23 protein-coding genes are annotated in these 26,657 nt (G+C 48.1%); 10 read left to right on the top strand and 13 right to left on the bottom strand.

What is annotated here, in order from left to right:
* Nucleotides 1-1,344: a VOC family protein gene (locus EOS97_RS21215; RefSeq protein WP_000024092.1), complete on the bottom strand. Its 1,344-nt coding sequence runs from the start codon at nt 1,342-1,344 to the stop codon at nt 1-3.
* Between the two features lie 292 nt (nt 1,345-1,636).
* On the opposite strand from EOS97_RS21215, the gene EOS97_RS21210 reads away from it, so the two are divergent.
* Nucleotides 1,637-2,560, top strand: coding sequence for a LysR substrate-binding domain-containing protein (locus EOS97_RS21210; RefSeq protein ID WP_127836193.1), 924 nt, complete (start codon nt 1,637-1,639; stop codon nt 2,558-2,560).
* 60 nt (nt 2,561-2,620) lie between these two features.
* Here the strand turns inward: EOS97_RS21210 and EOS97_RS21205 are convergent, their stop codons facing one another.
* The 3 genes from EOS97_RS21205 to EOS97_RS21190 form a co-directional block, all read right to left on the bottom strand.
* Nucleotides 2,621-4,246 carry a methyl-accepting chemotaxis protein gene (locus EOS97_RS21205; RefSeq protein ID WP_000528502.1) on the bottom strand — a complete coding sequence of 542 codons (1,626 nt, stop codon included), beginning with the start codon at nt 4,244-4,246 and terminating at the stop codon, nt 2,621-2,623.
* A 168-nt stretch (nt 4,247-4,414) separates the two neighbouring features.
* The gene (locus EOS97_RS21195) at nt 4,415-5,533 is read right to left on the bottom strand and encodes an S-(hydroxymethyl)glutathione dehydrogenase/class III alcohol dehydrogenase (protein ID WP_000842140.1); all 1,119 of its coding nucleotides are present in this window, start codon (nt 5,531-5,533) and stop codon (nt 4,415-4,417) included.
* Nucleotides 5,534-5,564: 31 nt separating this feature from the next.
* Complete coding sequence (locus EOS97_RS21190; protein ID WP_001120770.1) at nt 5,565-5,840, bottom strand: metal/formaldehyde-sensitive transcriptional repressor; 276 nt, start codon at nt 5,838-5,840, stop codon at nt 5,565-5,567.
* Nucleotides 5,841-6,358: 518 nt separating this feature from the next.
* On the opposite strand from EOS97_RS21190, the gene EOS97_RS21185 reads away from it, so the two are divergent.
* Nucleotides 6,359-6,760 (top strand): effector protein, encoded by a 402-nt coding sequence (locus EOS97_RS21185; RefSeq protein WP_077908703.1) that lies wholly within the window; start codon nt 6,359-6,361, stop codon nt 6,758-6,760.
* A 128-nt stretch (nt 6,761-6,888) separates the two neighbouring features.
* Here EOS97_RS21185 and EOS97_RS21180 read toward each other — a convergent pair whose 3' ends face one another.
* Nucleotides 6,889-7,605: a hypothetical protein gene (locus tag EOS97_RS21180; RefSeq protein ID WP_001527697.1), complete on the bottom strand. Its 717-nt coding sequence runs from the start codon at nt 7,603-7,605 to the stop codon at nt 6,889-6,891.
* A gap of 425 nt (nt 7,606-8,030) precedes the next feature.
* Here EOS97_RS21180 and sseJ point away from each other — a divergent pair, with 425 nt between their 5' ends.
* Complete coding sequence (gene sseJ / locus EOS97_RS21175) at nt 8,031-9,257, top strand: SPI-2 type III secretion system effector SseJ (RefSeq protein ID WP_001131417.1); 1,227 nt, start codon at nt 8,031-8,033, stop codon at nt 9,255-9,257.
* Nucleotides 9,258-9,377: 120 nt separating this feature from the next.
* On the opposite strand, the gene EOS97_RS21170 is transcribed toward sseJ, so the two are convergent.
* Nucleotides 9,378-9,722 (bottom strand): DUF1294 domain-containing protein, encoded by a 345-nt coding sequence (locus EOS97_RS21170; protein ID WP_000281191.1) that lies wholly within the window; start codon nt 9,720-9,722, stop codon nt 9,378-9,380.
* Nucleotides 9,723-10,655: 933 nt separating this feature from the next.
* Here EOS97_RS21170 and EOS97_RS21165 point away from each other — a divergent pair.
* The 6 genes from EOS97_RS21165 to EOS97_RS21140 all read left to right on the top strand — a co-directional run bounded on the left by EOS97_RS21165 (nt 10,656) and on the right by EOS97_RS21140 (nt 16,317).
* On the top strand, nt 10,656-11,417 hold the full coding sequence (locus tag EOS97_RS21165) for a transporter substrate-binding domain-containing protein (RefSeq protein ID WP_000949383.1): 762 nt from the start codon (nt 10,656-10,658) through the stop codon (nt 11,415-11,417).
* A gap of 6 nt (nt 11,418-11,423) precedes the next feature.
* Entirely contained in the window at nt 11,424-12,071 is a 648-nt protein-coding gene (locus EOS97_RS21160) for an amino acid ABC transporter permease (protein WP_000094449.1), read from the top strand.
* Between the two features lie 24 nt (nt 12,072-12,095).
* Nucleotides 12,096-12,827, top strand: coding sequence for an amino acid ABC transporter ATP-binding protein (locus EOS97_RS21155; protein WP_001196336.1), 732 nt, complete (start codon nt 12,096-12,098; stop codon nt 12,825-12,827).
* A complete protein-coding gene (locus tag EOS97_RS21150) occupies nt 12,824-13,504 on the top strand; it encodes an amino acid ABC transporter permease (RefSeq protein WP_000560164.1) in 681 nt (226 codons plus the stop codon). Before EOS97_RS21155 ends, EOS97_RS21150 begins: the two co-directional genes overlap by 4 nt.
* A gap of 136 nt (nt 13,505-13,640) precedes the next feature.
* Nucleotides 13,641-15,191, top strand: coding sequence for a glycosyltransferase family 39 protein (locus EOS97_RS21145; protein ID WP_001805088.1), 1,551 nt, complete (start codon nt 13,641-13,643; stop codon nt 15,189-15,191).
* Nucleotides 15,192-15,654: 463 nt separating this feature from the next.
* On the top strand, nt 15,655-16,317 hold the full coding sequence (locus EOS97_RS21140) for a class I SAM-dependent methyltransferase (protein WP_001520112.1): 663 nt from the start codon (nt 15,655-15,657) through the stop codon (nt 16,315-16,317).
* A gap of 270 nt (nt 16,318-16,587) precedes the next feature.
* Here EOS97_RS21140 and cybB read toward each other — a convergent pair whose 3' ends face one another.
* The 3 genes from cybB to hrpA all read right to left on the bottom strand — a co-directional run bounded on the left by cybB (nt 16,588) and on the right by hrpA (nt 22,001).
* A complete protein-coding gene (gene cybB / locus EOS97_RS21135) occupies nt 16,588-17,118 on the bottom strand; it encodes a cytochrome b561 (protein WP_000527278.1) in 531 nt (176 codons plus the stop codon).
* A gap of 116 nt (nt 17,119-17,234) precedes the next feature.
* Entirely contained in the window at nt 17,235-18,035 is an 801-nt protein-coding gene (locus EOS97_RS21130) for a YdcF family protein (RefSeq protein WP_001098505.1), read from the bottom strand.
* A 63-nt stretch (nt 18,036-18,098) separates the two neighbouring features.
* On the bottom strand, nt 18,099-22,001 hold the full coding sequence (gene hrpA, locus EOS97_RS21125) for an ATP-dependent RNA helicase HrpA (protein WP_023221615.1): 3,903 nt from the start codon (nt 21,999-22,001) through the stop codon (nt 18,099-18,101).
* 200 nt (nt 22,002-22,201) lie between these two features.
* On the opposite strand from hrpA, the gene azoR reads away from it, so the two are divergent.
* Nucleotides 22,202-22,807, top strand: coding sequence for an FMN-dependent NADH-azoreductase (gene azoR, locus EOS97_RS21120; protein WP_000048924.1), 606 nt, complete (start codon nt 22,202-22,204; stop codon nt 22,805-22,807).
* Here the strand turns inward: azoR and EOS97_RS21115 are convergent.
* The 4 genes from EOS97_RS21115 to EOS97_RS21100 all read right to left on the bottom strand — a co-directional run bounded on the left by EOS97_RS21115 (nt 22,804) and on the right by EOS97_RS21100 (nt 26,554).
* Nucleotides 22,804-23,253, bottom strand: coding sequence for a GFA family protein (locus tag EOS97_RS21115; RefSeq protein WP_001518898.1), 450 nt, complete (start codon nt 23,251-23,253; stop codon nt 22,804-22,806). The two genes, azoR and EOS97_RS21115, sit on opposite strands and share 4 nt — an antisense overlap.
* 142 nt (nt 23,254-23,395) lie before the next feature.
* The gene (locus EOS97_RS21110) at nt 23,396-23,719 is read right to left on the bottom strand and encodes a YdbL family protein (RefSeq protein WP_000760414.1); all 324 of its coding nucleotides are present in this window, start codon (nt 23,717-23,719) and stop codon (nt 23,396-23,398) included.
* Nucleotides 23,720-23,726: 7 nt separating this feature from the next.
* On the bottom strand, nt 23,727-23,918 hold the full coding sequence (locus EOS97_RS21105) for a YnbE family lipoprotein (RefSeq protein ID WP_000784063.1): 192 nt from the start codon (nt 23,916-23,918) through the stop codon (nt 23,727-23,729).
* A complete protein-coding gene (locus EOS97_RS21100) occupies nt 23,918-26,554 on the bottom strand; it encodes a YdbH family protein (RefSeq protein WP_000677029.1) in 2,637 nt (878 codons plus the stop codon). The genes EOS97_RS21105 and EOS97_RS21100 overlap by 1 nt, the downstream gene beginning before the upstream one ends.
* Nucleotides 26,555-26,657: the final 103 nt, after the last annotated feature.

Here is a 26,657-nt window from a genome sequence, read left to right as displayed (position 1 = left end):
TTAAAGCAGACCGCAACGGCGTTTACTGCGTTCTTCCGCTTCCTGATATAACGAAAATTCATCCCGTACAGCACATCCCAGCGCCTGTTCAAAGGCGTCGCGGCTGGCATTGCCGTGGCTTCTGGCCAGCGTTTCATTTCCCAAATTCGACTGAAAAATGCCGGCTGCGCTGACCGGAAGAAAATCTTCATAGGTAATCGGCTGCGCGATCACCCAACCGCGCTCAATAAGCGGCTGCGGATCGTCGCCAGGATGGATCGCCTGACGATGCGCCTCGCCGGATGGCGTTAAGCGATAGCGGAACCAGGCAAGCCCCTGCTGGCGAAGCAGAAATTCGCTATCCGGAAAGGCGTTAAAGACCTCCCGCAAATGGAGTTGATGCGTGAAGTTATCCTTACCCGTTCCCGCCTTGTGCAACAGTTCGTCATATAATCGACGACCTTTTGGCGTCAGCGCGACGCCACGTTGCTCAATTTCGCCGAAGCGCGCCGTGTGCGTACCCTGCTTTTCATCAACGAAGAGCACCTGCTCTTCCAGGGCTTTGAAACTGGTTTGCCGCAACAGAATAGGCACTTCGCGGCGAGGCGGACCTTCGATAAGAATTTTAGGCGTAATGCCGCACTCCGGCATCATGGCCTGTACCCGGTCGATATCCAGAGTACGCGGCGTCAGATGGTTAATGTGACATCCCGGGAAACAGACCACGTCGGCAATTAAACGATGCTCACGATGCAGGCTGCGGTACGTTTCTTCATCAACGGTAGCCTGACGATGCCAGCGAAAAGTCTCCAGCGTTTCACGGACGAACTCTTCGGCCTGAGCAGCACTAAAACCGCCCTGCTCGTCGTACTCATCCAGCAATTGTCGGCAGCGCGATGTAAAAATATCCCGCTGCGATAAGATTTCCGCCGCCCGCTGGCGTAATGCCGCGTTTTCAATGAGCTCCAGGCGTAATAGCGAAGTGAACATGCGAAAGGGATTACGCGAGAGCGAAGCCTCGTCAATGGGACGAAATGCCGTGGAGTGCACAGGCACGCCCGCCTGAGAGAGATCGTAATAACTTACTGGGTACATCCCCATGATGGCGAATATCCGACGCAAGGTAGAAAGTTCTTCTGCGGTGCCAACACGAATGGCGCCATGCCGTTCCACGTTCAATCGCGCCAGTTCATCGGCATTAGCCAACTGCTCATGCAGTTTGGGATTATTTTCCAGCACCGCCAGATTCACGTCAGCCACAAGTTCCAGTAACGTACCGTACTGCGGAACTTCCTGCTGGTACATTGCCGACATTGCCTGCGAAAAGTGTTCCCGAATCTCATCTGCCGTGATGGTGTTCGCCATAATGTCATGCCTCCAGTGAATGTTACCTGGAGTGTAGAAAACCTCATCCATTCCGGGGAGAAGAATTTATAAAGTGTGATCCGGTCTGAATTCATTATGCAGAACGGATTGACATGAGCTGGCATATCCCCGACCAGATCGCGGCTTAACACGCTTAACGGCAGTTGAATCATCAGTAAAATAAAACAGTTGTAACTTGAAATGGTAAAATGTTAATAATATTTTGCTATCAGGTTATCAAAAACAAACAACTTTACTTGTCACCTGCACGGCTCTGTTTTTAACATCGCTTATGGAAAAAAATGGTCTGTTTAGTCAGCGCATTCGGTTGCGCCACCTTCATACATTTGTCGCCGTTGCGCAACAGGGAACTCTGGGGCGCGCGGCTGAAACCCTTAACCTGAGCCAGCCAGCGCTTTCTAAAACGCTGAACGAACTGGAACAACTCACCGGAACCCGGCTGTTTGAACGCGGGCGACTGGGCGCGCAATTAACGGTTCCTGGCGAACAATTTTTGACTCATGCGGTAAAAGTATTAGATGCATTAAATACCGCCGGGCAGGCGCTGAATCGCAAAGAGGACGCCAGCGCCGATGTGGTACGTATTGGCGTGCTCCCCACCGCTGCGCTGGGTATACTCCCGCCGGCTATTGGGCGGTTCCATCAACAGCAAAAATCGACCTCGTTACAGGTCGCTACCATGAACAATACGATGTTGCTTGCAGGTCTGAAATCAGGCGAGATCGATCTGGGTATTGGCCGTATGTCGGACCCGGAATTAATGGGCGGTTTAAATTACGAACTGCTGTTTTTAGAATCGCTTAAATTAGTGGTACGCCCCGGCCATCCCCTGTTACAGGAGACGATCACGCTCAGTCGGGTTATGGAGTGGCCGGTAGTCGTCTCGCCAAAAGGCACGGTACCGCGCCAGAATGCGGAAGCCCTGTTGCAAAGCCAGGGGTGTAAAATGCCTGCCGGATGTATCGAAACGCTATCCGCATCGTTATCACGACAACTGACCGTAGATCACGATTACGTCTGGTTCGTCCCCTCTGGCGCGGTTAAAGAAGATCTTCGCCAGGCGACGCTGGTCTCATTACCCGTGCCGACCCAGAGCGCAGGCGAACCGATAGGTATTCTTACGCGAGTTGATATCCCGCTCTCAACCGGGGCGCAAATGCTGATTGCGGCGATCCGTAAATCGATGCCGCTGTGATAGCGGCTGTCGGACATTAACCGCGCCCGCGGCTAAAATAGCCCGCTGGCGCGACGCTTACTAAAGGAAGGATGATCGCATCGTCGCGCCAGTATCCTGTAAATGAAACGCATCAACGGCTTGCGTCAAGCGGGCGGCCTGTTCTTCAAGCGAAGCCGCCGCCGCGGACGCCTCTTCGACCAGCGACGCGTTTTGTTGCGTAACCTTGTCCATCTCAGAAATCGCCTGACTGACCTGAACAATACCGCGACTTTGCTCATCAGAGGCTGCCGCGATATCGAGCATAATATCGGTGACGCGTTTGACGGCATCCACAATCTCATTCATGGTGCTCCCCGCAGCGATAACCTCTTCAGATCCTTGTTCAATCAGGCTGACCGATGCGCCGATCAAGCCTTCAATCTCTTTTGCCGCCTGCGCGCTGCGACTGGCGAGGGTACGAACCTCACTGGCGACCACCGCAAAACCGCGTCCTTGTTCCCCGGCGCGTGCCGCCTCGACCGCCGCGTTTAGCGCCAGGATGTTGGTCTGGAAAGCGATACTGTTAATGACGGCGGTAATTTCCGAGATTTTTTTCGAGCTGGTGGAAATATTCCCCATCGTTTGTACGACCCCGGAAACCATCTGGCCTCCGCGACTGGCTTTACCGGAAGCATCTTCCGCCAGTTTGCTGGCGTGATGCGCATTATCCGCATTCTGTTTAACGGTTGCCGTCAACTGTTCCATACTGGCCGCAGTTTGTTCAATGGCGGCAGCCTGCTGTTCAGTACGAGAAGATAAATCCGTATTACCAGCAGTAATTTCGCTGGTGCCTCGATAAATTTCCTCCGCCCCCTGACGCACCGCCCCTACCGTTTGTTGCAACGCATGCTGCATCTGCTGAAGATGATGACTCAGGCGACCAATTTCACTGCGTCCTGTGGGCTCGTCAGCCATGGTCAGATCGCCGGCCGCAATGCGTTCGATACGTGACGCAGACTGCTGCAAGGGTTGTATCACCGTGCGACGCAGCACCATGAAGGTCATTAACGTCAATACCAGCGCCAACGTAAATGCGCCAATCATAAACATCATACCGAGCCGGGTACGTTGGTAAGCCTGCTCGCTAAGTAGTCTTGCCCGCTCGGTGCGCAGTTCAATCGCTTTCAACAGGACATGGTTATATGCGGCATCCAGTTGTTTTGCCTGCTCGTTTTCATGATTAATGATCGCTTCGAACATGCCATTTTTGGCAAATTTCAGCATCGGTTGCAGGCCGTTGATATAGGCGGTGTAGCGGGCGTTTAACTCGTTATCCAATGCGTCATCGGCGGGTGTTTTCACCGCTCTGGACATATAAGCGTTAAAGCCGTCCTGAGACTGCTTGATCCGCGTTTCCGCAGCGGCAATATTGGCTTTCATTTCATCCATTTCAGCAATCCGGCTCGCCGCGCCAGCGTGGATCATATTGATACGTGCGGTACGTAAGTGGTTAGCGCTGTTGGATAATCCCATCCGTACCTGAATCTCGTCCGTGACATCACGCTGATCGCGATCGGCCTGTAACAGAAAATAGCCTGCCAGCCCGGCGCTCAAAGCAAAAAGAAGAAGGATGCCACCGAGAATGGAGGAAAACAGCGGAACCAGCCGAATATGATGCAGGAAGCTCAGTTTATGCGAGGCTTGCATCGAGAATGTGTTGCCCATGACCGTCGACTCTCTTGTAGGTTTTATGCGTAAAACACGCCCGTTAGATAGTCATCGGCACTTCGTGACGTTTGCTTACCGCGAAAAGCATCGCCTTCGTCACATTTTCACAACATTCATTCCAGAAAATTCAGAAAAGCGCCAGCGGAAAATCCGCTGGCGGATGAATCAGTTATCGCCAAAGTGGATAACAGTACGGATGGATTTACCCTGATGCATCAGTTCAAAGGCATCGTTAATCTGCTCCAGCGGCAGGCGGTGAGTAATAAAAGGATCTAAATGGATTTTACCGTTCATCGCATCTTCTACCATCCCTGGCAGCTGCGTGCGCCCTTTCACGCCGCCAAAGGCGGAGCCACGCCAGACGCGACCGGTCACTAGCTGGAAGGGACGGGTTTTGATTTCCTGCCCTGCCCCCGCTACGCCAATAATAATGCTTTCGCCCCAGCCTTTATGACAACATTCCAGCGCTGCTCGCATCACGTTAACGTTGCCGATACACTCAAAACTGAAATCTACGCCGCCATCAGTAAGCTCAACAATAACGTCCTGGATCGGTTTGTCGTAATCATTCGGATTAATAAAGTCCGTGGCCCCCATTTCGCCCGCCAGCGTAAATTTTTCCGGATTCGTGTCGACAGCTAAAATACGCCCGGCTTTAGCCTGAACCGCGCCCTGAATAACCGCCAGCCCAATACCGCCTAAACCAAAAACGGCAACGGTGTCGCCCGCTTTCACTTTAGCGGTGTTATGGACGGCGCCAATACCCGTCGTCACGCCGCAGCCCAACAGACACACTTTATCCAGCGGCGCCTGCGGGTTCACTTTCGCCAGAGAAATTTCCGCGCAAACGGTATATTCGCTGAACGTGCTGGTTCCCATATAGTGATAAACGGGTTCGCCGTTATAAGAAAAGCGGGTAGTGCCATCCGGCATCAGCCCTTTTCCCTGAGTGGCGCGTACGGCCTGACAAAGGTTAGTTTTACCGGACTTACAGAACTTACACTCGCCGCATTCCGCCGTGTACAGTGGAATAACATGGTCGCCGGGTTTCAGGCTGGTTACCCCCTCGCCGACCTCGACTACCACGCCGCCGCCTTCGTGCCCCAGGACTGCCGGGAATACGCCTTCCGGATCATCGCCGGAAAGGGTAAAAGCATCGGTATGGCAAACGCCGGTATGGGTGATTTTGACCAGAACTTCGCCTTTTTTCGGCGGCGCAACGTCAATCTCGACAATTTTTAGCGGCTGACCGGGACCAAAAGCAACTGCTGCACGTGATTTCATATATCTCTTCCTGTTACGGTGAGGGAAATTGTTATTTTAGATAAGCGCGAAGAAGATGGCCGATTTCCGCCATCCGGACCGCGCGCTGATCTGGCGTAGTTTCCCCGCTGACCAGCTCATCTTTCAGATGGATTTCAACCATTTCACTCATCAGGCCATTAGACGCGCCGCGCACGGCGGCAATCTGTTGCAGAATCGCCAGACAAGGTTCGCCAGACTCAAGCGCCCGCTCCAGCGCTTCGACCTGCCCGCGTATGCGACGAACACGGGTAAGGATACGTTTTTTATCTTCAGGTGAATGCGGCATTCGACCTCCATATACTATAGGGGGGTATACTATCAGAATTTTTACGTAATTGTAAAATTAAACACACTATAAAAATCAACCTCTTATAACTTGTCGGCATAGGCCATCAAGAATCAGTTCACATTCAGCATATTCAGCTTACGGGAACTTTTTCTGGCCACAGACAATAAACGCCAAAGCTTCCTTTCTAAGCTGCAATGTTCTGCCCGACTGGGGCACAGAGGTAATGCCGTGTGAATCCAGTCCCATTACCCGGAAGTAAATATTTGCTCAATAGTTTTTACTTACTCACCAGGTGGTAATGAATAAAGGTTATGATATGCAGATGTCAGTCTTGTAAGAACGTAACATCACAACTGCGATACACCGCCGACGGGTAGCAAAAATATCTCAACTCTGTGTCTTTCCAGGCTTAGTCAATGTGGACAAAAAATCAAATGAGCGTTATTTGAAAGATTTTTAATACCCAAAAGCGTCATCATTATTGTTAATTTGAAATCAATCTCAGGTAATAATCCATGCCTATTTCGATTTGTAAACATGGTGCTCCTTTTGTTGTTCAACATGAAAATCGGTACGGTTCCGGGGCAAGTCAGTCATCATTACTTTCAAAATCAATCCACCATATTAGCAACTCTCATGAGGCAATAAACTTTATAAGTTGCTATAGTGCAAATGGAAGCTGTTTTTCCAATGCACAGATGCTAGCCAATGCCTCAGGGAGCCCTGTTATAGGTTACTATGGGAAGGTAAATAAGTTAACAGCCAGTCTGGCTAATAGCGGTCGTATATTTCGCCCACAGCATAAGCTTGCGGCCAATATTTGTTATGTAGGTAATCGGCTTCTGAGCGCTCCAGTTCAAGTTGGGTTTGGCCTGAAACATCTGCTAACCTGTCACTCAAATGGTAATGTCAGATAAAGTGTCATGCCATGCCCTTCCCGGCATTGCTATTCCACAGCCTACAGATATGGGCGCTCAGTTCTTTCTCTAATCTCTGCTATGGGAAGCTCTGGCGTCATTTCACGCTCTTGCCAACCAGTATTTTATTAAAGTCTGACTTTTACCAGGGTAATTTCATAAGAGTGTCCATCTTCTGGTCTAAAAATAATAAATCTATTGTTATTTTTAGTAAAGGATTTCGACAAAATAAAACTATCATGATATCTGGCCAGGACGTAGTACCAGCCTCCATCATACAATATCATTTCGTATTCTTTCTTTAATTGTGGCTTATAGATCCCAACAAAAAAAGAAAATATAAAAAAATATATAATAAAACCAATCATAACTATAGTGAAACAATGTCTTCGCACCCAACTGAGTTGCGTAAAACAAATCACTGGCATCAATTTACTATAAAAACGCATCCCCACCGATAGGCATAAAGCCACCAGTAAAATGATAAAAAAAAGCTCCCACAAAAACGATTCTGTTAAGAGAGAAAACTCGATAACAATTGGAATAAAGAACAAAACCGCTGCCAAAAAAAGGCGTAAGAAGCTAAGGTCGTGGATACGTGCTTTTTGCTTTACTAAAAAAAATAATAGAATACCCACTCCCCACGCTATTATGAATATAGCCATCAGGCTAATCGCATGGAATAGACTTCGGGCAATGTTGTCAGGGCCGACGCCTACATACCACCACGGGAAACCATAGTACGCGGAGACGCCCCAGCCATAAAAATAGGCGCTCCCCCATCCCAGACCACCTAAATAGGCCAAAAGCATTGAAGAATTTTTAATAATTGAATCATCACTCATTATAGTTAACTCACTTAAGAAATATTTAATATGAAAATAGAAATCAAAACGTTACACAAAACACTGGCACTTTAGCAATAATAGTCTGGTGATAAGTTTATCTGTTTTTCCTGAGTATCAAGCCAGCTCATACTCACGCCAGCACACTAAAATCAGGAGTGACTGCTTTTTTAGATCTTTGCCTTAGCCAAGCGCATACTCAATAATGATAGCAGTCAGATAATATGTACCAGGTATTAACCTCACGTTGTTGATGATATATTTACTTCGTTGAAAAATAATAAATATTGTATGTATTTTATTGGCGGCGACAAACTGTTAGAGAAGCGCAATTCCATATACACCATTTACCTGATTACTTTTCTTGCTAATATTTGCTAGTTAATGCTTTGCTAAAGTGTGTGTAATAGAGTAAGGAGGACACTATGCCATTGAGTGTTGGACAGGGTTATTTCACATCATCTATCAGTGCTGAAAGATTTAATGTGATAAAAGAAAGCGCACGCCCTCCGGAATTAAGTTTATGGGAGAAAATCAAAGCATATTTCTTCACCACTTACCATGCAGAGGCGCTCGAATGTATCTTTAAACTTTACCACTATCAGGAACTGAATCTAACACCGGTACAGGTTCGCGGAGCCTACATCAAGCTTCGAGCCTTAGCGTCTCAGGGATGTAAAGAACAGTTTATTATAGAATCACAGGCACACGCCGATAAGTTGATTATTAAAGATGATAATGATGAAAATATTTTATCTATTGAGGTTGAATGTCATCCGGAACCTTTTGGTCTTGCCAAAGAAATCAATAAATTATATCCCAAGCCAAAAAATATTTCTTTAGGTGATATTACCAGACTGGTATTTTTTGGCGACAGTTTATCTGACTCCATGGGGCGTATGTTTGAAAAAACACATCATATCTTACCCTCCTATGGTCAATACTTTGGCGGAAGATTTACTAATGGATTTACCTGGACTGAGTTTTTATCATCTCCACACTTCTTAGGTAAAGAGATGCTTAATTTTGCTGAAGGGGGAAGTACATCGGCAAGCTATTCCTGCTTTAATTGCCTCGGTGACTTTGTATCAAATACGGACAGACAAGTCGCATCTTACACCCCTTCTCACCAGGACCTGGCGATATTTTTATTGGGGGCTAATGACTATATGACACTACACAAAGATAATGTAATGATGGTCGTTGAGCAACAAATTGATGATATTGAAAAAATAATTTCCGGTGGAGTTAATAATGTTTTAGTCATGGGGATTCCCGATTTGTCTTTAACGCCCTATGGCAAACAATCTGATGAAAAAAGAAAACTTAAGGATGAAAGCATCGCTCACAATGCCCTGTTAAAAGCTAATGTTGAAGAATTAAAAGAAAAATACCCCCAGCACAAAATATGTTATTTCGAGACTGCCAATGTATTTAAGATAATAATGGAGGTGGCCAGTAATATTGGTTATGATACGGAAAACCCTTATACTCACCACGGCTATGTACATGTTCCCGGGGCTAAAGACCCTCAGCTAGATATATGTCCGCAATACGTCTTCAACGACCTTGTCCATCCAACCCAGGAAGTCCATCATTGTTTTGCCACAATGTTAGAAAGTTTTATAGCTCATCATTATTCCACTGAATAATGTTCCATCGGCTGCGGTACGCCTTGAGCAAAACACCGCTCAATATCATAGTGCCGGTGGCATGAAAATATGAGGTTGTCTTTGCTGCCGGTTGGTCAATAAGTGATCCATACTCTATGTTCAGTAGGACAAAAATGGATAGAGTCGATAGATCGCCACCGTAACTACAATACTCACTATCACACTGACGATAAAGTATGTTTTGAATGGCTGCTTTTGCGTTTTATGACGGAAGAGTTGTTGACCAACAATCGCACCAGGCCACCCACCGACAACCCCAAACACCAACAAAGTGGATTCCGGCACTCTGCGCCAGGTTTTACGTGCCGCCGTTTTATCTACACCGTAGATCGCCAGCGTTAGCACATTGGCGAGCAGGAACCACATCGCGACGGGATGCGATGTAAAAATGCTTCCGACCGCAGCGGAGATCAGGAGTAAATAACAAAAGCGGTTAAGATACATATTATTATGTCATAGCAATGATTAGGGACATCGGAGCCCATTATACGCGATACATGCGCCTATGTGATGCAGAATTTTCTTTTCATTCAGCCAACGAGTCATCGAGTCATCGAGTCATCGAGTCATCGAGGATTCATTTTTAATTACCATGGTAATCATAAGGTAATTAACGTGTTGTGAACACGATTAAAATGGGTAAAGCCATCAAAAATGTTACCACCTTAACCATTGCCAGGATAACTTAATGGAGAGCCCTCTTTATTGCTGTTTGTTATCCGGTTGGCAGTCTCAGTTTTGGATTTATTTATCGTATTTATATTTATTACATAAGATGTACGATGTTAATTTGAGAATTTTATCTCGACAACCGTATATATTCAGACATTTCTGAATTAAGATTATCATCGATTAAAACAAGTTAACGTTTTGATAAACATAACAACATCATCAAAAATCCTGACTTGTTGTCGTTTGTTCATGAGACAAATAATTTATATGCTTGCAAATATAGATAGCACGCAAATCAACTTAGCTCAGAAAATGTATTTGACAAGCAAAGATAAGTCTTTATATTGGCCCTGGATAGAGTGGTAAGATGATACTTAGAGACATTAAATACACCGTCACTGAAGCATTTATCTGCTTATCATGTAAATATGTATGCGTAAATGGAGCATAAACTATGTCCAGTATACTAATGTCTATGGTATCTTTACATTTTCACCTTTCATGGGGTCGCTGCACTCATATCCAGTTGATATCTCATGGTATATTCAATCCATTCCCTTTGATGATTCCTGTCAAACCTCCTGATTAAATTAGTTAACAGCGATGGAATACATAACGTTAAGTACTTTACGCCTGCAAATGTCAGGTTCACGCCCTAATGCTTAATTTATAATACGCATTACCTTACCACAGGAAATAGATAGCATGTTATCCAAAAAAATTGGCTTATCGATGATAGTGTTGGGAATAATGTCGTCTTCAGCTTTTGCTGATAGCATCGTTGAAGGGAGAACACTCAATGTCGCAGTATCACCGGCCTCTCCCCCTATGTTATTTAAAAGTGCTGATGGCAAATTGCAGGGGATAGATCTGGAGCTTTTTTCGTCTTACTGTCAGTCACGGCATTGTAAGCTAAACATCACCGAATATGCCTGGGATGGAATGCTTGGCGCAGTGGCGAGTGGTCAGGCAGATGTAGCATTTTCGGGAATTTCAATCACAGATAAACGTAAGAAAGTTATTGATTTTTCTGAACCTTATTACATCAACTCTTTTTATCTGGTCAGTATGGCCAATCATAAAATAACGCTCAATAACCTCAATGAATTAAATCAATATTCTATTGGATACCCTCGAGGAATGGCTTACTCCGACCTTATCAAAAACGATCTGGAGCCCAAAGGATACTACTCGTTAAGTAAAGTAAAATTGTATCCAACCTATAATGAGACGATGACTGATCTAAAAAATGGTAATCTTGATCTGGCTTTTATAGAAGAGCCGGTTTATTTTACCTTCAAAAATAAGAAAAAGATGCCCATAGAAAGTCGTTATGTTTTCAAGAATGTTGATCAGCTTGGCATTGCCTTTAAGAAAGGCTCTCCCGTGCGCGATGATTTTAACTTATGGCTTAAAGAGCAAGGGCCACAAAAAATATCTGGCATCGTCGATAGCTGGATGAAATAGTAAGCTATGTCATCAGGTAATATGCTGGCTATCTTTTATTTCCTATTGGAAGGGATTGGTAATACGCTGCTTGTAACATTTACCTGTTTTCTCTCAGCGTTTTTGTTCGGGCTTACAGTCGCCGTATTACGGCGACTATCCCCTCTTCCACTACAGAAGATGCTCGACGTACTGGTCTTTATTCTTCGGGGAATTCCAATACTTATTGCTGTTTTTCTTGTTTATTTTGGATTGCCATCGATTGGCATATATGTTTCACCTCTGGTGGCCATGAACCTCAGCGTCGGCTTAATCAGCGGGAGCTATCTTGCCGAGGTGTTCAGAGGGGCGCTTAAATTAGTTGAGCCATACGAAATTACGGTAGCGAAAGTAGCAGGAATGCGTCAATTACAGGTTATAATAAATATTGAACTACCACAGATGTTGCGATTTTCTGTGCCCGGTATTATCAATGAGTTTTCTTCTGTATTAAAAGCGACGCCCTTTGCTTATACTGTAGGTATCGCTGAAATAACGAAGCAGGCAATGTCACTGACAGCCATCACGCTGAACGGGTTACAGATCTATACTCTTGCCGGGGTATTATATTTCATTATTTATAAAGTTTTTACTCTTCTGGCCGGAGTGTTTGAGAAAAAATATCGCATCAGTTGAAGCATAAAAATAGAGGTGATACTCATGGCTTTACTGAAACTAAAAGAGATAAGTAAGGAATATTCAGGAAAAAAGGTTCTTGATACGGTTAGTCTGAAAATTCAATCGGGAGACATGAAAGTAGTCATGGGGCCATCGGGTTGTGGAAAAACGACGCTTTTACGCTGTCTGCTTCGATTAGAAGAGCCTGATTATGGTGATATTTATTTTCACGGGAGAAATATTTATGACAAGGAATTTACTATTCTTGAGTTCAGAAAAAAAGTTGGTTGTGTCTTCCAGAATTACGCTTTGTATCGCCATCTTAACGTCATGGATAATATTACCCTTGCCCTATGTAAAGTGTTTGGCATGCCGGGACAACTAGCCCGGGAGAAAGCCTTACATGAGCTACAAAAACTTGATATGGTCTCGCATAGCGCGAAATACCCTTCGCAATTATCGGGCGGCCAGCAACAGCGCGTCGCCCTGGCCCGTACAATGGTCACCGACCCAGAACTCATTATTTTTGATGAGCCGACGTCTGCGCTTGATCCGCTCATGACTCGTGAAGTCGGAATGTTGATCAAGCAACTTCACGACAATGGCGTCACTATATTATGCGTCACTCATGATATTCGCCTCGCCAGATTACTAAGCGATAACGTAACGTTTCTTAATCATGGCAAGATTCGTGCAGAAGGCGCTTTTACCGATCTTGCCTTACGAGAAACGGATCCAGATATCCACTGTTTTTTTAGCGAGGCACAACGATGATCGCTGGCTGGTCTCTTTTCTTTAATGACCTGACTGAACAACTGCCACTTGTTGTGGACGGTATTAAAGAAACCTGTAAACTTGCGCTGATTGTTTCCATCACCGGTTTTTTGTGGGGAATTATTATTTTCTTTCTGAGCCTGAGCCATCGCCCCGTGGTAAAAGCCATAACTCGGCTGTACATGGATTTTTTTATCGGTACGCCACTCATTCTTATTCTGTTTGTTATCTATTATGGTTTACCTCAATCTGGCATTCACCTGTCCTCTTTTACCGTGGCGGTTACAGGTTTTACCTTGAATGTCGGCGCATATAATGCCGCGTACATGACAACGGCCTATAACGCATTGAATAAGTATGAAACGGAGGCAGCAGTCGTTCAGGGGTTGAACAAACGGCAGGTCTTTTTGTGGATTATACTGCCTCAGGTATTGCTGTCTTCCATTCCAGCCTTAACGAATCAGGTGATTAATAACCTTAAAGACAGCACCATCGTTTTTCTTATCCAATATACTGAGTTTTTCGCGCGAATTCAGGAGGTTGCTGCAACTAGCTTTAAATTCTTCCATGCTTACCTTTTTGCCGCCATAGTGTATCTTATTGGCGTTACCTTTATCGTCGGTTTGACCCGGTTTTTAGAGCATAGACTGCTTCGCCATTACGGTCAGGATGACTGAGTTGCACTGCACTATTCTGATTAATTCATCGCTGACATTATCAAAGTTATTTTTATTTAGTGTTGGTTAAGATTTTAACCTTCATTATTGCGTTAGGTGTCCATTCTGGTCTAAGTCTTACTCCATTGAGGATATTATGGCGCTACCACAACTATCAATATGGCAGCCCGGAGATGGGTTAAGAAAAATAAAGTATAAATATCATATTTGTCTCATTGTCATATTCTCCGTCCTTATACGGTTGCTGTTTTTAACTGACCGCTACCTTTGGTGTGACGAAGCGTCCAGCGTGCTGATTAGTCGACATAGCGTAGATAATCTGCTATTCCATGCCGCTTTTGACGTGCATCCCCCGCTTTATTATCTGTTACTGCATGACTGGATGATATTATGGGGTGATAGCATTGCAGCGGTACGCTCTCTCAGTCTACTCTTTGGGATCCTGACAGTTGTGCTGGTTATCGCACTTACGCGATGGCTGGCAAATGAACGTACAGCCTTATTGGCGGGATGGTTCGCCGCCCTGATGCCGATGGCAGTTCATTACAGTCAAGAAACGCGCATGTACGCGTTAATGGGAATGCTAACGCTCGCTGCCGCGTTAGCATTGATGATGTGGATAAAAACACCCACCCATAATCGCTATCTTGTCGCGTATGCTTTACTTATGACGTTCAGCTTTTACACCCATTATTTCACCCTATTTGCACTTATTGCCCACTGGATCGCAGTAACAATATTATCCTGCCAAAGCCATAAAACGGTCTGCTACCTTAAACTTCCTGGCTGGTGGTTTGCTAACCTGGCGATTGCTGTCGCTTATCTCCCCTGGTTGCCCGTATTGTTTAATTTACTGACTCATCTGGCGCAGTTGAGAGCCGGTAATGATATCGGTTGGATTCCCCCTGTAACCTGGCGTGATCTGCCTGCGATGTACTGGCATTTTTTTACCGGAAACAACGGACAGGGTTTTCCGTCGTTCATTCTGTGGCTGGCTGTGGGAGGTTTTATCGGTACTGTGGGGCGAATATCTTTATGCAACGGAGAATATGAAAGATATCAGCTGATATTATTTTGTAATCTGGTCATCCCTGTAATACTGGTCTTTATCATTTCCTGGTGGATGCCGTTATTTATCGATCGTTATTTTTTCTTCTCATCGCTGAGCATTCCCCCCCTGCTCGCGGTATTACTTACCCGCGCAAAAAAAGCGGTTTGTGGCTTCTGTTTTATCTTATTCACCTTATTATTCGGCTATGGTTTCTATCATAATAACCCTGAGCACATAGACGAGTTTAAACCACTGGTAAACTATATTAATACCCGTCACCAGCCTAATGATGCCGTGGTAGTCAGTAAAATGTTCGATTATTTAAGTTATGTGTATTATAATAAGCGAGATTATCGTACGTTTCTTTATACACCGCCTAACGCACACGGAACATCAGGCAGACCGAATGCCTATGGCTTTGGTTCACTGTTTTATGCGCAAGCCGATCAGACATATATTGATACTCTGACAACGCTTTCAAAAAGTTACCATCGTGTCTGGTTGGTAAGCGGCGGTAACTTTAGTCAGGATTACCCCTTGCCGTCAGAATGGCAAAATATCGCAAAATTCAGAAGTGGTAGATTTCAGGTACAATTATTTGTAATACCAACTCAACAGGCGCGTCAAATGCAATGATTACCGTTTTCTATCCAGTGCAGTGATAAACAGTACTGCCACTGCCAGACCGCCTAAAAGTAAGGTCCAGCCAAACGCTTCAAAAACCTCAATCATATCGCCTCCAGGTAGGTGATATTAAATAAAGATGGCTATCTCAGCGTAACATTTAAAATATCAATTAATGTGCAATAATCGCTTTATGTGTATGAATAAATATTGTTCCTCATGCATTTAATTGCATTGCTATTATCATAAGGCTTAATATATTTATATTAACGATTATTAATTATCAACTTATAACAATATGACTGTCCAATTCATTTATCAGCTATTATTATCCTCTATCTTCTTTAAGATAACCGCTTAATTCATAATATCGCCTTTATTCGTCGCATTAAATTACTCACTCACCTGATTAATGCTTGCCTAACGATTGCTTCGTTGTTTTAATTCCAGCGCGAAATTATTTAGTGAGAGAACAATGAAGCATACACAACAATCAGGCGCAAAAGTCTATAACCCATTCACGCTTAGCTTATATGACTGGTGGGTACTCAATATCTCAAACAAATATGCCTGGAAGTGTCCTACTGATACGCGACTACTTCCTTTCTTCCTGCATCACATGGGCGAGACTCACCTGGATATTGGCGTAGGTACAGGTTATTACCTGAAACATGCACCTGCGACTCATGCCATTTCGCTGATGGATTTAAATCCGGATAGCCTGAAAATAGCCGCCAGCCGAGTGGGTAATACGAAAATCCGCGCCACACTACAACACGATGTTTTCGACACGTTCCCGGCGGACTGGCACGGGCGCTTCGATTCCGTTTCGATGTACTATCTTCTGCACTGCTTACCCGGTGAGATGACAACAAAAGCGAAGGCAATTAAAAATGCCGGTATGGCGCTTAAACCCGGCGGCACACTTTTTGGCGCCACGATTCTGGGCAAAGAGGTTCCTCACAATGCTTTTGGTAAGAAATTAATGGCTGTTTATAACAAGAAAGGAATATTCAGTAATACCAATGATTCAGCCGATACGTTACGCAGCGTGTTGGACGAACATTTCGCTAAGGTGACTTTGGAGCAACATGGCGCCGTTGCGCTATTTTCCGCCACTACGCCACGCTCATCGTAAGTACAGGCAGTTCCGAGCGGTCGGCAGCGCGATCATGTGGGTTTAACCCGTTGATTAAACATTGGATTACGGAATAGCAATTGCTTATTTTATTTGTCATACAAATAAGTATAATACCCGCTTCCGATGTAGACCCGTCCTCCTTCGCCTGCGTCACGGGTCCTGGTTAGACGCAGGCGTTTTCTGTATGGAATACGCCATCCCCTCTGATAGATGCCTTGTTTGCCTGAAGCAGTTAACCCCGCCTGTAGCAAACGTCATACAGGACGGTCAGTTACGCTTACGCGGCATCATCCGTAACAGCGTATTGTCTTTCCAGAAATAGTGATGCATCAAAGCAGCGATGGCATGAAGTCCAATAACAAAATAGCCCAGATTCGCCAGCGTGACGTGCCAGGATTTCAGCATATCTACACGTTCAAAGTTAGCTTCGGCGGCATGCGGCATAGTAATGCCAAATGCGACCCAGGGATTGCCGCGGTTATACATCATGACCAGACCAATAACAGGCAGCGCGATAAATAACAGGTAAATCACCAGATGTCCCAAATGCGCCATTCCGGTCATCATCGGTTTTGGACGAGGAACAATGGGCGGCGTGGGATATTTCAGCCGAATAATCAAGCGCGCCACCATTAAAAGCAAAATAGTGATGCCACATGAAACATGCGTCATATTAAACCAGGGCCGATAACTACGCGGCGCAAAACCGCGTAGCTCCATCGCGGCGTAAGCCACAATAACCAGAAAAAAGACTAACCAGTGAATACCAATTTGCAGGCCGGAATACTTATTGCCCATAGCGCGTCCTGAATGAAAACCGTAAAGCGACAACATAACCAGCTTTTATAAATAATTCATCAAATTTATGAAATGGTGGTCGCACTTGCCCGTTCACCCTCGCAAACGGGCGATTTTTAGCGTAAAGCTCTCTGTTCTAACGCACTGCGCAGCGTCGTATCTGCCTGCAATACCTGCCATGCCTTTTCAATATCGCGTGGGATATCAACGTGAATGATAAAATCTTTACCACGCGGTCCATACCCTGTTTCATCGTCACGCAAACGTGGCAGCTCGCCGGCAATCAGAGACAGATAACGCTCCACCGTCCAGATGCCCTCTTCAACGTTGGCAAAACGTGTACCTCCGTTAAGGTGGCGCAGTACCGGAACAAAACCAGGAAAACTCAGCCAGCGCGGCGCATCGGTGTCGTCGTTTGTCACGCGCCGAAACGCCGCGATAGTGCGCCGCTGCATGGTGGGGTCTTGCACAACGATAGCCGTGTTAATGTTTTCTTTCGCCTGACGGATCAGTGCGCAGGAGAAACGGGCATTTTCGCCGCAATTAGTTGACCGATCTTCCAGCCAAATTTTCTCAGCCGGAATATGCCAGAACTGGTTCGCGATATCCGCGAGGATAGCGGCTTCAGCGCGTCCGGTTGTGCGAATAGTATGGTAGCGCGGATGCCGGGCAATCACGGCGTACAAAAACGGCGTTGAATGACCTATACCGCCGCTAATCAGTAAAGGAACGCCTTGCGCTTTGGCGATGCGACAGGCCGCGTCGATAGTGGGGATCACCGCATTGCCCGCCAGGACGACGCAATCCGACGAATAAGGTTGTTCGCCGGAAAAATCATTTTGCGCCAGCCACTGTCCGACGGTATTCACCGCCAGCAATGTTTCCGCAGAGAGCGCCGGAAATGGCGTTGTATTCATAATTCCTCCTTTTTGTTCCGAACTTGTACCGGATCTCTTTGAAAGACATCGTCGCCTGGCTTTTTAGGCCGTAATCTGATCCATGGCCTGTAAAATACGCTTATCGGAAATAGGATAAGGCGTACCGAGCTGTTGGGCGAAATAACTGACACGCAGTTCTTCAATCATCCAACGGATCTCTTTAACATCATCATCTTCGCGACGCGCTGGAGGCAATTTATTTATCCATTGTTGCCACGCCTGCTGGACGCTTTCGACTTTCAGCATTTGCGCCCGATCGCGGTGCGGATCGACAGCCAGTTTCTCCAGCCGCTTTTCAATTGCCTGCAGATAACGCAGCGTATCGCCGAGACGTTTAAAGCCGTTGCCAGTCACAAAACCACGGTATACCAGACCGCTCATCTGCGCCTTGATATCGGAAAGCCCCAACGCCATGCTCATATCCACCCGCCCTTTCAGACGCTTATTGATATTGAATACGGTCGTCAGGATGCGCTCAACCTGCTTCGCGATATCCACCACAGTATCATTCAGCTCGGCGCGTACCTTTTCGTGCAGCGCGGTGAAACCTGCTTCGCTCCACACCGGCCCGCCGTTGGCATCTATCAGTTTATCTACCCCGCAGGCAATACAGTCATCAATCAATTCCAGTACTTTGCCGTACGGGTTAAAGTACAGCCCCAGCTTGGCTTTATTCGGCAATTTCTCATGCAGATACTTAATCGGTGAAGGAATATTGAGCAACAGCAGACGGCGTAAACCGCACCACATCGCCTGTTGTTGTTCCAGCGGATTATCAAACAATTTGATAGCGACGCTGTCACGCTCATCCACTAACGCCGGCCACGCCTTCACTTTATAATTACCGCGTTTCTGTTCGTAGCTTTCCGGCAGCTCGCCGAAACTCCAGATATGCAGCCCGCTCTGCTCAATGCCGTCATCCGCCACCGCCGAGAGCGTCTCCTGCACTTTGCCTTTCAGCGCATTTTTAAGCTCGGCGAGCGAACGCCCTTCCTGCAGTTTCTTGTTTTTGTCATTCACCACGCGAAACGTGATTTTCAGATGCTCGGGCACCTGATCCCAATGCCAGTCTTCCCGGTCGACCGTGACGCCGGTCATCCGGCGCAGTTCACGCTCCAGAGCGTCCAGCAGCGGCAGCTCCAGCGGCGTTACGCGACCTAAAAAAGCTTCAGCATAGTTTGGCGCCGGAACAAAGTTGCGACGTACCGGTTTTGGCAACGATTTAATCAGCGCAATAACTAATTCACGGCGCAGCCCTGGGATCTGCCATTCAAAACCGCTCTCGTCAACCTGGTTAAGTAGCGGCAACGGAATATGGACGGTCACGCCGTCAGCATCCGCGCCCGGTTCAAACTGATAGCTCAAACGCAGCTTGAGATTGCCCTGGTGCCAGAAATTCGGGTAATCCAGTTTGCTGATTTTTTCCGCGCCTTCTTTAATCAGCATACTTTTTTCAAAGTTGAGCAGATCCGGCGTCTCGCGGCTGATTTTTTTCCACCAACTATCAAAGTGGCGGGCGGAAATAACGTCATGGCTAATACGCTGGTCATAAAACTCAAACAGGGTATCGTCATCCACCAGGATATCGCGGCGGCGAGATTTGTGCTCAAGTTCCTCGACTTCCGCACGCAATTTTAGATTCTCACGGAAGAAGGCGTGACGGGTTTGCCAGTCCCCCTCCACCAGCGCATGGCGGATAAACAACTCGCGACACAACGCCGGGTCAATCTGGCTGTAATTCACCTTGCGTGCGGCGACAATCGGCAGACCGTAGACAGTAACCTTTTCCGTCGCCATCACCGCGCCTTGCGCCCGCTCCCAGTGCGGTTCGCTATATGAACGTTTAATCAGGTGCTGGGCTACCGGTTCCACCCATTCTGGCTCAATGCGGGCAGCGATGCGCCCCCACAAACGGCTGGTTTCCACCAGCTCGGCGACCATTGTCCATTTCGGCGGTTTTTTGAATAAACCGGATCCGGGGAAAATAGAGAATCGGGCGTTACGCGCGCCGGTGTACTCTTGTTTATCGGCATCTTTCATCCCGATATGCGACAACAGCCCCGTTAACAACGCAACGTGAATTTCCCGGTATTCTGCGGGTTCGCTGTTTACCGGAATCCCCAGTTCTTTTACCACCTGACGCAGTTGGGTATAGATATCCTGCCACTCACGCACGCGTAAATAGTTCAGATAGTCGGTGCGACACAGACGGCGGAATTGATTCGACGACAGGGCCTTTTGTTGCTCGCCGAGGTAATTCCACAGGTTAACAAACGCCAGAAAATCGGATTCCTTATCATGGAAACGCCGGTGTTTCTCATCGGAAGCCTGCTGCTTATCCACTGGGCGCTCGCGCGGATCCTGAATAGAGAGTGCGGAAGTAATGATCATCGCTTCGCGCACACAGCCATGTTTTTGCGCTTCCAGAACCATACGCGCCAGGCGCGGGTCGACCGGCAGCTGAGATAATTGTCGGCCCAGCGGCGTCAGCTTATATGCCGTTTGCTGTTCGTCGGCGGTAATCGCCCCCAGCTCTTCCAACAAACGTACGCCATCCTGAATATTGCGCTTATCCGGTGCTTCGACAAACGGGAAGGAGGCGATGTCACCCAGCCCCAGGGCGGTCATCTGCAAAATAACCGACGCCAGGTTGGTACGTAGAATTTCCGGGTCGGTAAATTCCGGACGTGACAAAAAGTCATCTTCCGAATACAGACGAATGCAGATCCCTTCCGATACGCGTCCGCAACGCCCTTTACGCTGGTTGGCGGAAGCCTGTGAGATCGGTTCAATCGGCAGGCGCTGCACTTTAGTGCGGTAGCTGTAGCGGCTGATGCGCGCAGTGCCAGGATCGATCACATACTTGATACCCGGCACCGTTAGCGACGTTTCCGCCACGTTAGTCGCCAGCACGATACGGCGTCCGCTGTGCGACTGGAAAACGCGGTTCTGTTCGCTGTTCGACAAGCGTGCATACAGCGGCAACACTTCGGTATGCCGTAAGTTCAGCTTGTTCAGGGCGTCGGCGGTATCGCGGATTTCCCGCTCTCCGCTCATAAAAATCAGAATATCGCCGGGACTTTCACGCCCCAGTTCATCGACAGCGTCGAAAATTGCCTGTAGCTGATCGCGTTCAGTGTCGTCAGCCTCTTCCACAATGGGGCGATAACGAACTTCTACGGGATACGTTCGGCCAGAGACTTCAATAATCGGCGCGTTATTAAAGTGGCGCGAGAAGCGTTCCGGGTCGATGGTCGCAGAGGTAATAATCACTTTCAGATCGGGGCGACGCGGCAGAAGCTCTTTCAGATAGCCGAGCAAGAAGTCAATATTCAGGCTGCGTTCATGCGCTTCATCAATAATGATGGTGTCATACTGCATCAATAGCCTGTCCTGCTGGATTTCCGCCAGCAGGATACCGTCCGTCATCAGTTTGACCATGGTGTTGCTACTGACATGATCGCTGAAACGAACTTTATAGCCGATGCAGCCGCCAAGCTCCGTTTGCAACTCTTCGGCAATACGGTTAGCGACGGTGCGCGCCGCCAGGCGACGCGGCTGAGTATGTCCAATAAGTCCTTTAATTCCGCGTCCCAGTTCCATACAAATTTTCGGCAACTGGGTGGTTTTACCGGAACCGGTTTCCCCTGCTACGATCACCACCTGATGATCGCGGATCGCTTCCAGAATGTCCTGTTTCTTCTGGCTAACAGGCAGATTTTGCGGATAAGTGATTGAGGGGCGCGCCGCTTCGCGGAGGGCGACCTGCGCCGCAGCCTGTTCAATTTCTTTCGCCATCGTCTGGAAAATGGCCTGTTGCGCATCAGGATTTTTTACTTTCTTTACGCCATGCAGGCGGCGCGCAAAGCGCTGTTTGTCGCGCAGCATCAGTGCATCCAGCCGCTGCTGTAACACCTGAAGCGTCAACATAGATTGTTCAGTCATAAAGCTCTTGGGCAGCATTCTGCCTGTTTAAAATCGTTTTAAATGATAGGTATAGAGTACCACATTGGGGCTTTTTTTGTGTTGTTCAATAATTTCGAACAAAGGGTTCGATATATTGCGCTATCCCTGCGACATATTTGTGAATAAAGTGTCAACAAGCAACGGGGCACGCCCCTTCAAACACATAAAAGGAAACACCCATGAGCAAGGTATTAGTTCTTAAATCCAGTATTCTGGCAGGGTACTCTCAGTCTGGTCAGTTGACTGACTATTTTATTGAACAATGGCGCGAAAAACACGTCGCAGATGAAATTACTGTCCGCGATCTGGCGGCCAACCCTGTTCCGGTGCTGGATGGCGAGCTGGTGGGCGCGATGCGTCCGGGCGATGCGCCTTTAACGCCACGTCAGCAGGACGCTCTGGCGCTGTCTGATGAACTCATTGCTGAACTGAAAGCCCACGACGTCATCGTTATTGCGGCGCCGATGTACAATTTCAATATCCCGACGCAGCTGAAAAACTACTTTGATCTGATTGCCCGCGCCGGTATCACTTTCCGCTATACCGAAAAAGGCCCGGAAGGTCTGGTAACCGGTAAACGCGCGGTGGTTCTCTCCAGTCGCGGCGGTATCCATAAAGACACCCCGACGGATTTGATTGCGCCTTACCTGAAAGTGTTCCTTGGTTTTATCGGTATTACCGACGTGAATTTTGTCTTTGCCGAAGGCATCGCCTACGGGCCGGAAGTGGCGGCTAAAGCTCAGGCTGATGCAAAAGCCGCGATTGACAGCGTCGTGGCCGCTTAAATATTTTTGCCTCCCGTTTCGACGGGAGGTGACTTCTTCGGTTCGTAGCGCAAATATCCTACCACGCCGCTACTGCCGCCATCGCTGGGATGCGTTACCCCATCATTGACTTCAACGCAGGCGAAATCAAAAGGCGACACATTTTCGATGCACGCCACATTGACCCCATATTGATCGGGATTGGATCGGCGCTGATGAAAAGTATATATCCCGCATACCGAACAGAAAAAATGCACCGCCTTGCCCGTATTGAAGCGATATTCGGTAAGCTTATCCTGCCCTTTTAGCACTTTAATACCCGACAGCGGCGCAGACACTGCCACCGCTCCGCGCATCCGGCAAAACGAACAGTTGCAGCGCCTGGCGGTATGAAAGCCATCGCTAAGTTGAACGGTAAACACGACGCTGCCACAATGGCAGGCAGCAGATAACTTTTCAGACGTCATACCTGGTTACTCTCGCGAATAGTGATACCAGCCAACAGTATAGAAATAGCCTTCCGGTTCGCCTAATGTAAATACGACCTTCGTATTCAAAAATTACCCATATAAAAATGCATTCTGCGGTAAAAAAATTGTCGGGAAGCGGTTATTTACGCATCCATTTGCCATTAATTCCCTGGACATATTCTCCCGGCCTGGCGCGCTCAACCAGTTTTTGCCCTGCCATCTTCGCCACCTCGTCCACGGGAAGATGATTGCTATCCGCTAACTGCTGATAACTGGCGCGGCGGGCATGATTAATATCAAGCACCAGTTTCTGGGTTTCGGCATCATTCTTTAAGGCCACCAGATAGCCATTCAGCGTTTCCCCGACCCGGCCCTGCGTGCGCGCTTCGTCCAGGGTTAAGGCCCACACAGAAGGTGTGAGCAAGCTCAGCGTCAGCACCCATAGCATTAAATACTTTTTCATTATGGCCTCAGAATAGATCGCTGCGTGATTTCAGGAGTTCTTCAACATCTTTATCGACTTTGATATGTATTTCATGCTCGATCTTTACATTCATGTTGATGGTAATCGGCTGTTCCGGCGCGGCGACTTCAATACGTGGCGTGCAGCCCACCACGATAAATGACGCAAGCGCTGACAGCATGGCAATACTCATTTTCATTATTTATCCTCACAGTCCTTGTCTTTCCGGCAAGGAGGTTGCGGCAACGCTGTATTTTGTTCAAGCCATGCCTGTAAATTGTCGCCAAAACGCAAACTGCGCCACAGCGTAAACACATTTTCTTCATGGGTATAGTTCAAGTTAACGATCGCGGTTTTACCATCTACCCGGCTTTTGCCGGTAATAGCCGCCTGCATCGTTAGTACGCCCAGGTTATCAACGTTAATTTTCGTCCACGAATGCGTAATCTCCATATAACGTAGCCAGTTGATCGCCGAGCCTGCCGTGACATTATCCTTCACCACCGCATCCGCAGTATCTTTATCGATGCGCAACGTCATTGGCCCGGGATTCGTAAGCCAGCCATCTTTGATTATCCATTTTTCATTGTTCAGCCACAGCGGCAGCGCGCCGCTGACCGGACCAGACATGGCGAATTGCTTTGGATTTATGGCGCTAATCAATTCGCTGGATGAAATATTTTGCACCCGCAAAAGCGCCGGGTCGTGCTGCGGCATTCGCAACTGTTTCATAATGATTTGACCGCCCAGCACGTCTACGCTGACATCGCTTAGCAGTAATGGATTCGACTCGCTCCAGGGATAACCGCCCTGTAAATCAGCGGTGATATTTTTCGCCGTGACCTGGTTAACTATCCCGGCAATACGCAGCGAGACAGGCCCGCGCGTCCCCAATTGCCACGCGCCGTTGTGGAAGCGAAATGGCAGAATGAAATCGACGCCGTTGATTTTGTTATCCGGCATCCAGGCGCTACCGCCTTTTAACACGCCGTGTCCACCTGCTTCAAACCCCTGCCCCTGTGCGGCGGAAAAAGCCACCTGCGCATACAGTGAGCCTTCGCGCAGCGTCATTTTCCAGTCCGGTGGAAGCAACGGCTGAAAAACGATAAGCGACTGCTTCGGCCACCAGGCCTGTCCGCGAAGGCGTTCGCCATCCCAGCGCCCATTCAGCCGTACCGGCCCTATCGCCCCCGCCCGAAGGTCGCCTTTAAACTGGAACAGGGTTGGCTCGCGCCCTTCAACGCTAAAATTAATGGTAGAAGGCGGCAGCACGCTCCCGCTGGTAAATACGGTTTTTCCCGCCTCCAGAGACAGCGCGCCCTGTAGCGACGGCGTTGTGGCGTCGCGAACCCAGACAATAGGTTTATTCAGCGCCAGTCTTGGCGATGTGACGGTCATTGCGCCATAGTGCAACTGATCAAAACCGGTGGACAAACTGGTCAACCTGATGGTGTTATCATGCCATTCGCCCTGTCCGGCAATATCCCAGCGGGCGCGCATTGGCGTAAAGCTTCCTTGCCCCCAATAGCGCCACCGCCAGCGACCAGCATCAGGGAGAAAATCATTCGCCAGGCCATCAAGATGAAGAACGAAATCGCCCATCTCATTTTCGTGCGCCCGTAAAATAGCCTGTAATCGACCATCAACGCCGCGCGGCGTCACCTTAACGCCCGCCAGCGGCCAACGAATTTCATCAATATCTAACGCATCAATCACCCGTCCGCGCGAGCGTAGCAATGCGCCAGGTGCAAAGGTGAGCTGCGGATCGGCCAGACTGCCGCGGAACATAGCGGGCAATACGGCATAAAAGATTAAATCCTTCTGTTTAGCCTCGCCGGTAAGCTGTAGAGGCATCTCACTGCTATCCATGCTGAGTTTTCCCGGGCCGATAGTCAGTACAGCGTTCGCTTTACCGGCATCGCCCTGGGTCAGAATATTCAGGCGTCCGCTGACTCGCGCATTATCCGGCCCGGCTTGCCAGTTATCGATATTAAAAGCCAGACGTCCGCTCAAGGGGAATCCCTGATATGGCCAGTTCCAGCGGCCATCGCTGATGGTAAGCCGCTGACGCGTTACCGCCCAGGGGAGATCGAGAATCGGATCAGGATTACCTCGCGCCATCACGATGAGCTGTCCGGCATTATCACGCCACTCCAGTTCCGCATCCATCAGCGACGGTTCCTGCGGCAGACGCAAGGTCGCTGCCGCATGACCGCTGACCGGCAGGCCATCCGGTACCAGCGGCAACACAAATTCCCCCACCAGGCTAACGGGAGGCTGGTTGGCCAGCGCGGCGATCTCCAGTTGGCTCACCGTCAATGCCTGACCGCGTAGCTGCCCTTGAAATTTTACTTTTTCGCCCTGATAACGTATCTGCTGAATGATCGGCGTCATGGAGATCGCCAGCTTGCCCTGCCATTCCGGCCAGGGCGCGAGAATAACATTATCGATGTTAATCCAGGTATTGGGCAGCATTGACTGCCACTGCGCCAGCGTACGCGGCGCGGCGGGAGAAGCTTCCGTAGCGGGCAGTTTCGCCAGGCACGCGGCATCCAGTTTGAGGCTTTTAATATTCAGCAACCAACGGCTGGGATGCGTCAGTTCCGCCTGGGTAATATGCGCTAACGAACAATCATTGACCAGATAGCGAAGATCGGGAATCACTAACCCATGACGTGTCAGGCGTGGACTTTGTTCCAGAGCGATACGGGTACCGACGGGTAGCCAAATTCCCGCCAGAGTGGGAACCCACAGCCCGAGGGTCATCAGTAGCGTCAGAGGGACAAGAATCAGCAGTAACAGTAGCGCAAGGGCGGCTTTATATTTACCCTTCATGGGCCATTAATTTCCTGATTTAACGAAAAATTCAGTCGGCTATCTCTTTATTTTGGCATGATTGCCCGTACATAGCCTAATAGTTCATGTTGCAGGGGCGCCC

The sequence above is a fragment of the Salmonella sp. SSDFZ54 genome (assembly GCF_004010735.1).
GTDB classification, from domain to species: Bacteria; Pseudomonadota; Gammaproteobacteria; order Enterobacterales; family Enterobacteriaceae; genus Salmonella; species Salmonella enterica.
This window is presented reverse-complemented; position numbering and strand designations above follow the sequence as displayed.